Raw genomic sequence first — 13,138 nt, 5'->3', positions numbered from 1 at the left:
ATGCCGCAACGCTGCCATGTCGTCGTGAACCCCACCTCCGGGAGCTTCTCCAAAGCCTCCCTCGATCAGGCCCTTGCCGCGCTGCGCGCACGTGGTTTCGCCCCCGAATTGCTGGAAACCGGCTCTGCCGACGACCCCGCCCGTTTCGCCGCGCGGATCTGCGCCGAGGAGGCTGCGCCGCTTATCCTGGTGATGGGGGGTGACGGCACCCTGAACGGGGTCTTGAACGGCCTGGTCCCCGGGGTGGCGACCCTCGGGGTGCTTCCGCTGGGGACCGCAAACGTGCTGGCGCGGGAACTTGAGATCCGCTCGCTTGAGGACGCCCTGGAACGGATCGGGCGCGGCGTGGCGCGGCCGATCTCGGTGGGGGAACTTGAGTGCGCCGGGGTGAAACGCCGCTTTCTCTTGATGGCCGGAGTGGGGGTGGACGGCCAGGTGGTGCGCGGAGTGCGCCTTGCCGAGAAGCGGCTTCTCGGGAAGGGGGCTTACCTCCTCTCGGCACTGCGCGTCGTGGCGGGCTGGGAGCGCGGCACCCTGCAGGTGAGCGGCGCGGGGCGCAGCGTGATCTGCCACTCGGTCATCGTCTGCAACGCGGCGCGCTACGGTGGGGACTTCCTGCTCGCCCCCGAGGCGGACCTCTTCAGCCCCGGTTTCCAGGTCCTCTGCATCCAGGGTGGCCCGCTCAATTACCTGAAGCTCGCCCTGAAGCTCGGTTGCAAACGCCCGATCCTGGGGCGCGCGGTCACCTGCTTTGCGGCCGACGAGCTGGCGGTCACCGGGGACAAGCCGGTCCAGCTGGACGGCGACTACTTCGGCGCTGCGCCGCTTACCCTGCGCTCCCTCGGCGCATTCGTGCGGGTGATCTGCTGATCGCGGCCCGCCCCGTCCAGGTCCGATAGCGGAGTTCACCTGCAGGCTTGACAAACCCTGCGTCCTGAGAGATTAATGACCTCTGCGGCGATTGATATTTAATGCAGCAACAACTTTGTGCAAAGGGAGCGGAGCGTGGCCAAACCTAAGATACTGCTGGTGGACGACACGAAGCTGGTGCTGGAGTTGGAGAAGAGCTTCCTGAAGCTCTCGCACGTCGAGGTGCTGATTGCGCTCAACGGTGCCCAGGCGCTGGAGATGGTCCGCAAGGATCCCCCTGACCTGATCTTTATGGACATGAACATGCCGGTCATGGATGGTTGCGAGTGCTGTAGCCAGCTCAAGGCGGATCCCTTTTTGAGCACCATTCCGGTCATCATGGTGACCACTGCGGGGCGGGAGGGGGACCGCGAGCGGGCGGCCCAGGTCGGTTGCGACGACTTCATCACCAAGCCGATCGACCGCCGTGAGTTCCTGGAGAAGGCGCGCCGCTACACCGATGCGGTGGACCGGCGGGAGGTGCGGGTTCCCTGCCAGTTGCCGGCCCTGTTCGTGGTGGGGGGGAGTGCCGTGGGGGGGAACGTGATGGACATCAGCGACGGCGGGGTCTTTTTGGCGAGCCACGAGCCGCTGCGTGCCGAGCAGCTCATCAAGGTGGCGTTCTACCTCCCCGAGTCGAAGCTGGTGTTGCGCGAGTTGCGCGCCCGCATCGCCTGGGTCAACGAGGAGGGTAACCGGGTCAACCCGGGGTTGCCGCCGGGGGTGGGCCTCGAGTTCCTGGATCTCGACGAGGAGTTGCGCGAGACCCTGAAAGTGGTGGTGGACGAGATCATGAGAGAAACCGGGGAGCGTCACTGAAGTTATCGCCCAGTCGCCCGGCCCTTTTTAGGTCCCTGGCGTCCCTTCAGGTCCTTTAAGTCCTTAGTCCTTTAAATCCTTAAAATTGTCACGGCCGGTGCCGCCGAGTTCCCGTTCGGTTTCACCGGCCGTTTTGCGTCTGCCGCGCCAGGTTTCGGCAGACCGCCCAGAACCAGATCCGCACCAGTCGGGCCGCCAGGCGGTCGGCGAGCCGGCAGTCCAGAAGGCGCGCCAGGAAGCGGTCGTGCAGCCTAAGGAAGCTCCCCCCGGTTCCCGGCAGGGCGCTTGCGAGCAGCACGTCGCAGAAAAACGGGATCTGCCAGGCGCTTTGCCGCACGAAATTCCCGGTCGCCAGCCAGAACTCCCGGCGCTCCTCCTGGGGGAGCCGGTCGATCCACAGCCGTATGGTGTGGTAAAAGGGGGCGAGTTCCAGCCGGGTCGCGGCGTGCTGGCTCCGGTAGCACCCCTTGAGCTCCTCGATGAGATCCAGCCGCCCGATGGCCGCCAGGTTGCTGATCATGGCGTTCAGGGTCTGGCGGGGCAACAGCCCCTCGCTCAGGAAGCGGCGCGGGGAGGTTTTCAGGGTGGCGGGGAAGAGCAGCCAGCGCCCGGTACGGCGCAGCCGCTCGGCCAGGAAGGTGTCCTCCATGATGGGGAGGGTCTCGTCGAAAGGGCCGCACTCCCGAAACAGTGCCGCAGACATGAGAAAACCCTGGTCGCCGTGGGTGCATCCGGGGCGGTCCAGGGTTGCCTTGGCTCCATAGTAGCGGTAGGGGAGGGGGATGGGGCCGGGAAAGTCGAACTCGAGTCGGAAACGACCGGCCACCCGGTCCCCGCGCGCTGCTTCCCTGGCGAGGGCGTCCAGGGCGTTACGCAGCGCGAGGGGGTCGGGGAGCTCGCAGTCGCAGTGCAGAAAGAGTAGCTGCGGGGCCCGGGCCAGCGCGGCCCCGCGGTTCAACTGGCCGGCGCGGCCCCGTGGGCCGGCAAGCACGCTGAGCGGGAAAGGGAGCTGCTCCTTGAAGCTTTCGGCGAGCTCCACGCTGCCGTCCCGGGACCCGCCGTCCGAGAGGATCACCTCGAAGCGGATCTGCTCCTGGCGGGCCAGGCCGGTAAGGAAGGGGAGGAGTGCGGCCGATTCGTTGAGAACCGGCACGATCACCGAAAGCTCAGGGTGCTGCTCAAAGGACAAGGTTATCCGCCTTCTCGACCAGGTTGGGGAGGTCGGGTTTCGTCAGAATGTCGCTCGCGCCGAGGTTTTTCCACTTCATCTTGTTGTCCTCGCTCGCCAGCGATGAGAAGATCACCACCGGGATCTGGTCCAGCATCGACTCCTTGCGCACCAGGGAGGTCAGGTGCAGCCCGTCCATGCGCGGCATCTCGATGTCGGTGATGATCAGGTTGAGCAGGCTCTGGATCCCGGTTCCCTGGTCCCGGCACTGGGTCAGCAGCGCGCTCACCTTGTCCCAGGCCTCCTCGCCGTTTTCCGCTTCCAGCACCTGGTAACCCGCCTCGCGCAGCGAGCCGCAGATGGTGTGGCGGATGAAATTCGAATCGTCGGCGACCAGGATGGTCTTCTCGCCGCGGTTCACCGGGGAGTGGGCCAGCATGAGCTCCTGGGTCGGGGCGTGCAGCGCCTCCGCGGAGGAGAGCTCGCCTATGATCTTCTCGAAGTCGAGGATCAGGATGATCCGGTCTTCCATCTTCACCACGCCGGTTATGTTGGCGTCGTGGATGGCGCGTACCGGCGGCTCCACGTTCTCCCAGGAGATCCGGTAGATCCGGGAAACCGAGTGCACCAGGATCCCGACGATGATCCGGTTGAACTCGAGGACGATCACCCGGTCCGCGGCGATGCCGTCGGTATCCTTGTTGAGAGCCTGCGAGAGGTCGATGAGCGTGATGACCTGGTCGCGCAGCTTGATCATGCCGCTGATGGCGGAGTTGGCGTTCACCACCTTGCGCAGGTTCGGCAGCCGGATGATTTCCCGCACCTTCGCCACGTTGACGCCGAAGAAGCAAGGAATCACGTTCCCTTTGCTGTCGCGCTCGTCGATCCGGAACTCCACGATCTCAAGCTCGTTGGTGCCGCTTTCCAGAAGGATCTTGTTATTGGCTTCCATAAGTGCCCTCGCCTTTGCTTAAATTACCGATCGGTTCCTCTCTCTTCGGCCTGTCAAGCAAAAACATGAGCTAAATCTGGCAGCGTCAGGCGGGCCGCACCTCGACCCGGTTGTCGTAAAAGGTGCTCCCACCGCCGTCGTCGGTCAGGCGCTGGGAGGTGAGCGCGTTCACCGAGCGTTTCCCCGGCGCGTACTCGATCCACCAGACCCCCTCGGCGACCACCACCCCCGACGGGACCTGGTCGGTAACCTCGAGGTGGAACTCGACCTCGCCCAGTTCGTTACAGGCGACCACGGCGTCGCCGTGGGAAAGGGCGCGGGCCCGGGCGTCCGCCGGGTTCATCTTGAGCTGCATCCCCCCCTGCTTGCGGCGCAGTTCCTCCTGCTCGTAGAAGGTGGCGTTCAGCGCATAGGGGTTGGGCGCCGTCATGAGCCGGAAGGGGAGCCTTCCCGCTTCTTCATGGCTTGGCAGGTAGACGGGGAGCGGGTGGGTGAGCTGCGGGGAAAGTATCTCGATCTTCCCCGAGTCGGTGAGCCAGCCGCCGCTGCGGTCCACGGTAAGCTCTACCGCGCGCCCCTCGGCAAGCGCCGCCGCGTCGATCCCCTGGCGCAGCGGTGAAGGGAGTGCCAGGAGCCGGTCGATCACCTGGTCTGCCGTCTCCTTGAAGATCGGCTCCTTAAAGCCGAGCGCTGCGGCGAGTTGGGAGAACACCTCCCAGTTGGAGCGGCTCTCCCCCACCGGGGGGACCGCTGCCTGGGCGCGCTGGATGCAGTAGGTGCCGTAGGCGCGGTAGATGTCGCTGTGCTCCAGGGACGAGGTGGCCGGCAGCACCAGGTCCGCGTAGCGCGCCGTGTCGGTCAGGAAGCGCTCGTGCACCACGGTGAAGAGGTCTTCGCGGGAGAGCCCCCTGAGAACCGCGTTCTGGTCCGGGGTCACCGCCGCCGGATTGGAGTGGTAGACGTAGAGGCTCATGACCGGCGGGTCGTCAAGCTCGGTCAGGGCGTGTCCCAGCCGGTTCATGTTGATAAGCCGGGTCGGCTCGCGCTGGAAATCCTCGTGGGTCAACTCCGCCAGGGCGAAGGCGGCGCCGGTCGAGGTATCCGGGAACATCCCCCCCCCTTGCTTCCCCCAGGCCCCCACCACTGCCGGCAGGCAGGAGATGGTGCGCACCGTCATGGCGCCGTTGCCGTAGCGGGACAGGCCGCTTCCCAGCCGGATGAACGGGGCGCGGGCCCGGCCGAAGCTGAGCGCCAGTTCCTCGATCTGGGCGATCTCCAGGCCGGTGAGCCGCGCCGTCTCCTCGGGAGTATGGCGCGGCAGCACCTCGCGCTCGAGTTCCGGATACCCCTGGACTTCCCGTTCCAGGAAGGCGCGGTCCACCAGGTTCTCGCGGGAGAGGATGTGCATGATCCCGAGGGCCAGAGCGCCGTCGCTCCCCGGGCGCACCAGGTAGGTCTGATCGGCGCTCGAGGCGGTAGGGGTCCGGTAGGTGTCGATGAGCAGCACCCGGCCGCCGTTTTTCTTCACCTGTTTCACCGCGTGCAGGAAGTGGATGCTGGTGGCGGCGGCGTTGATCCCCCACAGGATGAGGAGGTCGCTTGCGCCGGCCGTGTCCGGGTGCGGCGTCGGGGTGCGACCCATCACCGCCTGCCAGCCGGCCCCCTTGGCGGGCGAGCAGATGGTCCGGTCCAGCCGGGAGGCGCCTAGCCGGTGGAAGAAGGGGTGCCCGGCGTTGCGCTGCACCACCCCCATGGTCCCGGCGTAGGAGTAGGGGAGGATGGCCTGTGCACCGTAGCGCGCGGCGATGCCGCGCCAGCGCTCCGCGATCTCCGCGATAGCCTCGTCCCAGGAGATCGGGGTGAACTCCCCGCTCCCCTTGGCGCCGCTGCGCTTGAGCGGGCGGGTGAGCCTCGAAGGCGAGTGCACGCTTTTTTCGTAGTGCAGCATCTTGGGGCAGAGCGTGCCGCGTGTGAAGGGGTGTTCCGGGTCGCCGGCGACCTTCACGGCCTTGCCGTTATCTACCTCGACCAGGAGGCCGCAGGTGTCGGGGCAGTCGAACGGGCAGACGCTTCGTTTGGTGACGCTCATATCGTTCTCCTGAAAAACAGGTTTAAGGCTAGATACCAAGTTCCACGTTCTAAGTTCTTTCCACGCTGAAAACAGCCCAGCCAGAGGCGCAACTGCTAAGCCAAAGACTCAACAGCCAAGGTAGCGGCCTCACGAAGCGGCTTATGTGGCAAGCGACCTGGCAGGTGAGGCGAGCTTTCCGGCAATCCCCCCGATGAGCCTAATGCTAAGCGCGAACCAGAGGGGATTTGGCCGAGGTCATGAGCCGGTGCCCCTGCTTCCCGCAGCGCTCCAAGGCCCCCTCATATTTAGTGGTTTTGCCCCCTTTGGGCAACAGAAATCTTTGCCGTTTCTCCTTGCTCCCGGCCCCCGCCTCCTGTATAAAGCCGGCATGAGCACCGAACCCGTCACGCCCAAGGTTTCCCTCGCGGAACTCGCCGCCACCTTCTTCCTGATCGGGGCCACCGGTTTCGGCGGCGGCATGGCCATCGTCGCCCTCGTGGAGCGTCGCTGCGTACAGGAAAAACGCTGGATCGAGCACGACGAGTTCCTGCACGGCATCGCCTTCGGACAGATCCTCGGTCCCTTCTCCCTCAACATCACCACCTTCGTCGGCTACTACCTGCGCGGCGTCCCGGGCGGGATCGTCGCCGCCACCTGTTTCATCGCTCCTTCATTTCTGCTGGTGAGCCTGCTCGGGTTTTTGTACTTCCGCTTCCACCACCTGCCGCAGCTCAACGCCGCCCTGGCGGGCTCCAACCCCGTGGTCATCGCGCTCATCCTGGTCGCCGGGATCGGCATGATGCGCCACCGGGGACGCACCCTGGAAAACGCGCTGCTGATGCTCGGGGCCTTCGCAGCCGCGGCGTTTTTTCACCTGGGGGCCTTGAGTGTGCTTTTGGCGGCGGGGTGCTGGGGACTCTTCAAGGGGTGGCGCTCGGGAAGGAGGCGCTCGTGACGGCGCTTTTAAAACTGGCCTGGCTCTTTCTCAAGATAGGGGTGGTCTTCGTGGGGGGAGGCTACGTACTGATCCCGCTGCTGCACCGGATCATGGTGGATGAACTTCACTGGCTGACCCTGAGGGAATTCCTGGACGGGGTGGCGCTTTCCCAGCTTACCCCGGGACCGCTTGCCATGCTGGCCACCTTCGCGGGGTTCAAGTGCGCCGGCTTTGCGGGCGCACTCGTCGCCACGGTCTGCATCTTTCTCCCCTGCACCGCGCTCATGCTCTTTCTCTCCAGCCGCTACGAGAGGTTTCGGAGCATCGACACCATGAAGGACCTTTTGGACGGGGTGCTCCCGGCGGTGGTGGGGCTCGTCTTCGCGGCGGCCTTCAACCTCGGGAAAACCTCGCTCTCCCAGCCGCGGGACTTCATCCTGCTTGTCGCCGGGTTCGCGGTGCTCCAGTTCACGACCCTGGCACCCATGGCCGTGATACTTGGAGCAGCCGCGATCGGCTTGATCTTCAACTTCTAGGTTACTTCTTGTGGCACTTGGCGCAGTTGCCGGCCGGTTTGAAGGCCCGCTTGCCGTTGTGGCACTCACCGCAGTACTTGCCGGCGTTGATGTCTGCCATCTTCATCGCCGCACCCGGGTGTTTCATCGGGAAGATCTTCGGGTGGCACTCGGAGCACTTGATCCCCTCGCCGGCATGGTCCTTACCCTTGAAGACCACCTTCCCCATCGAGGTGTTCCACTCCACGCTCTTGCTTGCCGGAACGGCATAGGCCTGGGCTGCTGCGCATGCCACGGCCAGAACTGCTGCCAACGCTACTTTTTTCATACCTCTCCCTTCTGCTGCTGACGTTAATAAACGTCTCTTTCATAACATGGCAGGCGCCGTTGTCAAGCAAGCAGGGGCCGGTAACCTGCAGTTAACACCGGGAATTTTTCCGCAAGCCTTGCAAAACGTGCCGTTTGCAGTTTAATGTGTTAGCAAATTAGAGGGCCAGGGAGCTAAAAAAGGGGACGATGCAAGAAGACCACTACTCCGCATACCGAGAGTATTTGCGCAGCGGCATGCGTATCGAGATCGGCATCCCGCTCTCCGGCGGCGGCGTGTTCCGGGACTGGGCGATCGTCCAGGAGGGGCACGAAGACGACCTCTGGGTGCAGATCTCGCGCGACGTCCTGCCCGCCAACGTGCGCATCGACCTCGGCTTCATCCTGGACGTCAGCGTCTGGGTGAAGAAGGAGGTCTACACCTGTTCGGGTATCGTGGTCGAGCGCCAGGGGGGGCGGATCCTCAAGGTCCAGCTCTTCGGAACGTTCACCCTGCGGGAGCGGCGCCAGTTCTTCCGCCTCGAACTCAACCTGCGCATCAAGTACGCGCTGCTGCCGGTGGTGGACCGCGAAGAGATCGAGAACGACTGGAAGCAGCGCCGGGACCTGGAGCACATGAAGTTCCAGGGGTACGATCAGGTGGTGATCGCCGCCCACCAGGCACGTTACCGCCCCCACCTGGAACTCGAGTGGCAGAATCTCCCCTGGTCCGAGATCAACCTGGGCGGCGGCGGGGTGCTGCTGCGGCTCCCCCGGCCGCTCGCACCTGAGCGCCTGGTCTGTCTGGAATTGCAGCTCCCCCTGCGACCGCTGCGCCGGGTGCAGGCGGTGGTCGAGGTGGTGCACGTGATGCCCCCCTGCCAAAAAGACGGCGTCGCCTACTATCCCACCGGGGTGCGCTTCCTGTTGCTGGACGAGCGGGACCGCGACCTCATTTTCCGGCACATCTCGGTGACCCAGATAGCCCACCTGCGCAGGCTTGCCGAGATGCGGGTTCACGAGATCTCCGACGAACAGCCGGCCCCCGAGCCGCTTACCCGGCAGCAGATCCTGAACCGGGTCCTCTGGTCGCTGCTGGTGCTCATCGTCACCTTCTACCTGGTCCGCTACCTGATCAATTTCCACGAGGCGGGCAACCCCAACGAAATCAAGAAAACCTACGAGCGCTCCATCAAGCAGTACCGGCACGAGGACCAGTAACGTCCTCTGAATGAGTGCCACGGCAACCCGAAGGTTCGTTTCCACCTGCCAACCGTTGCATCGTCGGAGAAACTGGTCTAATATGGCGGCGTCGTGCCGGTGTGAGTCAGTCGTCAATCCCGTAGGTTCGGAGGGAACCATGGCAGCCAGGATAGCACTCGCAGCGCTGCTGCTTGTTTTCTGGTGCGGCGTCAGTCAGGGCGCCGAGCGCTGGAGCAACTTCGCCGAGGATCAGGAACTCAAGTACTACCTCGATGAGAAGTCCATCATCGCCTTGCCGGACAACGTCTATATCTTCTGGGTCAAGTCGGTCGCCAAGGACCGTGACTACTTCCGCAGGGAGTACAACCAGAATAACGTCTCCTACATGTTCACCAGCTACGAGCTGGACTGCGCTGTCTCCAGCTACCGGGTCCGGGGAACCATCCTGTTCGACAAGAACCGCCGGGAAGTCAGCAAGGTCGTTCCCGAGCGCGAGCCGGCCTTCGAACCGGTGCCCCCCGAATCGGTGCTTGAACTGGCCCAGGATGAGATCTGCCAGGACCGGGGCGAGCAGGAAGAGGAGCCGGAGCACGCTGCGCTCCCCTCGGAGGCGACACCGGCCGAGCCGTCGATGGCTCCGCTCGTCACCGGTGCTCCTGCAGCTCCTGCCGCTCCCGAGGAACCAGCTTCTCCCGCGGCCCCTGCGGTCCCGGCCGCGCCTGCCGCTCCCCAAGTGCCGGCCGTTCCGCTCCAACCGGAGGAACCCCCCTCACTGCAGTAACGCAATCTGGGGCGTAGCCCCGCATCGTTGCCGTAACCTGGGCCTCATCAAAAGACGCGTGAGTCGGTGTAACGCCGGTGCTCGCGCGTCTTTCGTTTCAAGCGTTTTGCCGCGACGCCAGGGGCCCGGCCTTTAGAGAGAGACGGCCCGAACCCGCAGCCTCAAACGTAGAACCAGGAACGAAAAACGCAGCACCTAGAAAGGGATGGAACCATGACCAACATGATCAGCGCCGAGGGGCGCAGACGCCTCCAGGAGCGCTACGACCATCTGTGGGAGAAGGAGCGCCCGCATATGGTGAAGAATATGGCCGATGCGGCCGCCGAAGGGGACCGATCCGAGAACGCTGAGTACATCTATTCCAAGAAACGTTTGAGGGAGATCGATCGGGAGTTGAAGCATCTCGGGGACCGGCTGAAGGTGCTCAAGGTGGTCTATCCGCCGCTCAACCCGACCACGGTGAGCTTTGGCTGCTGGGTGAGCTATGAAGACGAGGAAGGGGAGGAGCGTTGCTACCAGTTGGTGGGGCCGGACGAGTTCGACGTGAACGCCGGCCGGATCAGCGTGGATTCCCCGGTGGGGAAGGCACTCATGGGTAAAAAAGTGGACGACGAGGTAACCATCCGCCGCCCGGCGGGCGACCTCGTGGTGACCATCCTGTCCATCACCTCCTCGAGGCCAAAGTGAACCACGGGATCCAGTTCTAAGCGCTACGTTCCAGTTTTCGGTTCCAGGTTGGCCACGTCCTAAACCGCCAACCTGTTGCCACGAAGAGTTGCAGCCCACCTCAGGTCCCCCCCTTTGCGAAGGGGGACAGGGGGGATTTGCTCTCTCCGTGTCGCCGTGGCAAAAATCTTCTCTCGAACGTTACCCGCCTGCCCCGTTACCCCAGCTTCTTAAGCTGCTCCCTGAGTGCCGTCAGGGAGTAGGGCTTCTGGATGAAACCCGCCAGGCCGCACCCCGAGAACCGGGGGGCGATCTCCTGTTCGCTGTAGCCGCTGGAGAGAAAGACCGGCACCGCCGGGTCGAGCCGGCGCAACTCCTGGAAACACTCCTCCCCGCTCATCTGGGGCATGGTCAGATCCAAAATCACGCAGCGCAGCCCCGGTTCCGAGCCGAAGCGCTCCAGGGCCTCCCGGCCATCCGTGGCCAATATCGGGCAAAATCCCAACTCTTCCAGCATCTCGCTCGCCACCTCGCGCACCGTCTGCTCGTCGTCCACCAGGAGCACCCTTCCCTCGCCGCACCAGGCCTGGTCCCCCAGCTCCAGGCCGTCTCCCGAGACCAGCTTTACGCTGGCCGGCAGCACTACCCTGAAGACGCTCCCCTGGCCGGGCTCGCTCAGCACCTTGATGGCGCCGTGGTGCCCGCGCACGATCCCCAACACCGCCGCCATCCCCAGGCCGCGCCCGGTGAACTTGGTGGTGAAGAAGGGGTCGAAGATCCGGGACAAGGTCTCCGCGTCCATGCCGCAGCCGGTGTCGCTCACCTCGAGCAGCACGTAGGGGCCGGGTACCAGGTTCTCGGCAAACCACCCTTCCTTGAAGGAGGGGTGCTCGGCAGGGAGTATGCCGGTCTTCACGGCGATCTCGCCGCTTTGGTCACCGATTGCCTCCGAGGCGTTGATCACCAGGTTCATCACCACCTGGTGCAGTTGGGTCACGTCCACCTCTATCGGGGGGAGGTTCGTGGCCAGTTCCAGGCGCAGTCGTGCCTTCTTCGAGATGGAGACTTCCAGCAGGTGCAGCATCTCGGTCAGCAGGCGGTTCAGATCCACCGCCTCGACCACGAACTTGCCGCGTCCCGAATAGGCCAGCATCTGCCGGGTCAGGTCCGCGGCACGCGCCGCCGCCTGCTCGATCTGCTGCAGGTTCTTCACCACCGGCGAGTTTTCACCCAGCCGCATCAGGGCGAGGTCCGCGTTGCCGATGATGGCCATCAGGATGTTGTTGAAGTCGTGGGCGATCCCGCCGGCCAGGACTCCCAGGCTCTCCAGCTTCTGGGCGTGCAACAGCTGCTGTTCCAGCCTTTGTTGCTCGGCCTCGGCCACCTTGCGTTCGGTTATGTCCTGGGCCGCCCAGACCACGGTGTCCGCGGCAAACGGCGACACGTTGGCCGCGAACCAGACCTCTTCCCCGTCGAGCACCAGCGAGTAGTCAACCGAAACGGTCCTGCCGGTGCCGAGCGCCTCGCCGATGGTGCTGAGGAAAAAATCGGCCTTTTCCCGGGGGAAGATGTCGTGGACGGTCTTGCCGACCATGGAGGCGGGGCGGTAGAGCCGTCCGGAGCTGGTGCTGGCGATCTCCAGGTAGCGCCCCTCCGCGTTGACGATCAGGATGGCATCGGTGAGCGCGGCGCAGATCGCGCGCAGCTTGTGCTCCGAGGCGACCAGGGCCTCCTGGGCCAGTTCGCGATCCTTGACCTCCGCCTTCAGGGCCAGGTTCGCTTCGGAGAGTTCGCGGGTCCGCTCATCCACCATCTGCTGCATGAGCAGCGGCTGCTGGGCCAGCCGGTGTACCGCGAGCGCCACCAGGGCGCTGAACAACAGCACCAGCGCGACCTCCACCGCGATCACCCGGGGCTGGTACCACCCCCCGACCGGCTCCACCGACAGGGTCCACTCCCCGTTGGGGATCTCGATCTTCTGGTTGATGGGGTTGGACAGCGGCGCTCCCGCCGTGAAGAAGGCGACCCGGTGCCCCCGGTCGGGGTCCAGGCGCGAGATCTCGAAGTTGCAGTCGTTGCCGGCGATCCGCTTGACGCCGACCTCCTTCAAAAAGACCGGGATCCGGATCAGCGCGATGCTGAACCCCCAGAACACCTGCTCGCCGCGCGGGTCGGTCAGGTAGACCGGCAGCCTCCCCACCACCGCCTCGCCCCCCTGGACCAGCAGGAACGGTCCGGCCAGGGTGAGCCGGCGGGTATGCAGGGCGAGCAGCGCCTCCTTGTTGCGCCGCGGGTCGGTGAGGATGTTGTGGCCGATCGCCCGCTCGTTTCCTTTAAGCGGCACCGCCTGCGAGATCACCCCGCCCGGTGCGATCATGAGCGTGCTCACCCCGGGGTAGAGCTGCAGCATCTCCCGGGCGAGCTGCTGGAAGTTTATGAGATCGCCGTTTTCCTGGCGGATCACGGCGGCAAGGGCGTAGGTTGCCGAAAGGGAGCGGTTCAGCTGTTCCTGGATTTCGTAGGAGACTTGGCGGGTGAGCTCGGCGACCGACTGGCGCTGGTTCTGGATGCGCTTGCTCTCAAAGAGCCACATCGACGTGCCGCTGAACAAAAGGGCGACCAGCAGCGCAGCGAAAGTCGCGGAGCGGACGCTGCGTAACGGCCGGGAGTGCCGGGATGGACGGGCATCGTGGTTGTCAGAGGTTGAATTCAACGTAACGTCTCGCGGGTGTCGGAAAAGATGCATCTTCATACCTCTTCGGCACACGGATGACAAGTGTTTAGTTTGACGTGCCACAGGGAGCTGAGCGG

General features: G+C 64.6%; 12 protein-coding genes. 7 read left to right on the top strand and 5 right to left on the bottom strand.

The genetic code is table 11. From position 1 onward, the window contains the following. Both H7688_RS09810 and H7688_RS09805 read left to right on the top strand, forming a co-directional pair. Entirely contained in the window at positions 1-870 is an 870-nt protein-coding gene (locus tag H7688_RS09810; protein WP_183360908.1) for a diacylglycerol/lipid kinase family protein, read from the top strand. A 135-nt stretch (positions 871-1,005) separates the two neighbouring features. Continuing rightward, a complete protein-coding gene (locus tag H7688_RS09805; RefSeq protein WP_183360907.1) occupies positions 1,006-1,728 on the top strand; it encodes a response regulator in 723 nt (240 codons plus the stop codon). A gap of 121 nt (positions 1,729-1,849) precedes the next feature. Here H7688_RS09805 and H7688_RS09800 read toward each other — a convergent pair whose 3' ends face one another. The 3 genes from H7688_RS09800 to H7688_RS09790 all read right to left on the bottom strand — a co-directional run bounded on the left by H7688_RS09800 (position 1,850) and on the right by H7688_RS09790 (position 5,937). Beyond that, complete coding sequence (locus H7688_RS09800) at positions 1,850-2,917, bottom strand: TIGR04283 family arsenosugar biosynthesis glycosyltransferase (protein ID WP_246329768.1); 1,068 nt, start codon at positions 2,915-2,917, stop codon at positions 1,850-1,852. Then, entirely contained in the window at positions 2,907-3,848 is a 942-nt protein-coding gene (locus tag H7688_RS09795; protein WP_183360906.1) for a chemotaxis protein CheV, read from the bottom strand. The genes H7688_RS09800 and H7688_RS09795 overlap by 11 nt, the downstream gene beginning before the upstream one ends. Positions 3,849-3,933: 85 nt before the next feature. Continuing rightward, positions 3,934-5,937: a molybdopterin oxidoreductase family protein gene (locus H7688_RS09790; protein ID WP_183360905.1), complete on the bottom strand. Its 2,004-nt coding sequence runs from the start codon at positions 5,935-5,937 to the stop codon at positions 3,934-3,936. A 370-nt stretch (positions 5,938-6,307) separates the two neighbouring features. On the opposite strand from H7688_RS09790, the gene H7688_RS09785 reads away from it, so the two are divergent. Further along, positions 6,308-6,874, top strand: coding sequence for a chromate transporter (locus H7688_RS09785; RefSeq protein WP_183360904.1), 567 nt, complete (start codon positions 6,308-6,310; stop codon positions 6,872-6,874). Then, the gene (locus H7688_RS09780; RefSeq protein ID WP_183360903.1) at positions 6,871-7,392 is read left to right on the top strand and encodes a chromate transporter; all 522 of its coding nucleotides are present in this window, start codon (positions 6,871-6,873) and stop codon (positions 7,390-7,392) included. The genes H7688_RS09785 and H7688_RS09780 overlap by 4 nt, the downstream gene beginning before the upstream one ends. 1 nt (position 7,393) lies before the next feature. On the opposite strand, the gene H7688_RS09775 is transcribed toward H7688_RS09780, so the two are convergent. Next, complete coding sequence (locus H7688_RS09775) at positions 7,394-7,699, bottom strand: c(7)-type cytochrome triheme domain-containing protein (RefSeq protein ID WP_183360902.1); 306 nt, start codon at positions 7,697-7,699, stop codon at positions 7,394-7,396. 188 nt (positions 7,700-7,887) lie between these two features. On the opposite strand from H7688_RS09775, the gene H7688_RS09770 reads away from it, so the two are divergent. The 3 genes from H7688_RS09770 to H7688_RS09760 all read left to right on the top strand — a co-directional run bounded on the left by H7688_RS09770 (position 7,888) and on the right by H7688_RS09760 (position 10,348). Next, the gene (locus H7688_RS09770) at positions 7,888-8,898 is read left to right on the top strand and encodes a PilZ-like domain-containing protein (protein WP_183360901.1); all 1,011 of its coding nucleotides are present in this window, start codon (positions 7,888-7,890) and stop codon (positions 8,896-8,898) included. A gap of 139 nt (positions 8,899-9,037) precedes the next feature. Next, positions 9,038-9,661 carry a surface-adhesin E family protein gene (locus H7688_RS09765; protein WP_183360900.1) on the top strand — a complete coding sequence of 208 codons (624 nt, stop codon included), beginning with the start codon at positions 9,038-9,040 and terminating at the stop codon, positions 9,659-9,661. A gap of 213 nt (positions 9,662-9,874) precedes the next feature. Beyond that, a complete protein-coding gene (locus H7688_RS09760) occupies positions 9,875-10,348 on the top strand; it encodes a GreA/GreB family elongation factor (protein ID WP_183360899.1) in 474 nt (157 codons plus the stop codon). Positions 10,349-10,544: 196 nt separating this feature from the next. Here H7688_RS09760 and H7688_RS09755 read toward each other — a convergent pair whose 3' ends face one another. Then, a complete protein-coding gene (locus H7688_RS09755; protein WP_183360898.1) occupies positions 10,545-13,040 on the bottom strand; it encodes a response regulator in 2,496 nt (831 codons plus the stop codon). Positions 13,041-13,138: the final 98 nt, after the last annotated feature.

The organism is Geomonas limicola (assembly GCF_014193675.1).
GTDB lineage: Bacteria > Desulfobacterota > Desulfuromonadia > Geobacterales > Geobacteraceae > Geomonas > Geomonas limicola.
The sequence above is the reverse complement of the archived record's forward strand: the minus strand, read 5'-3'. Positions and strand labels throughout refer to the sequence as shown.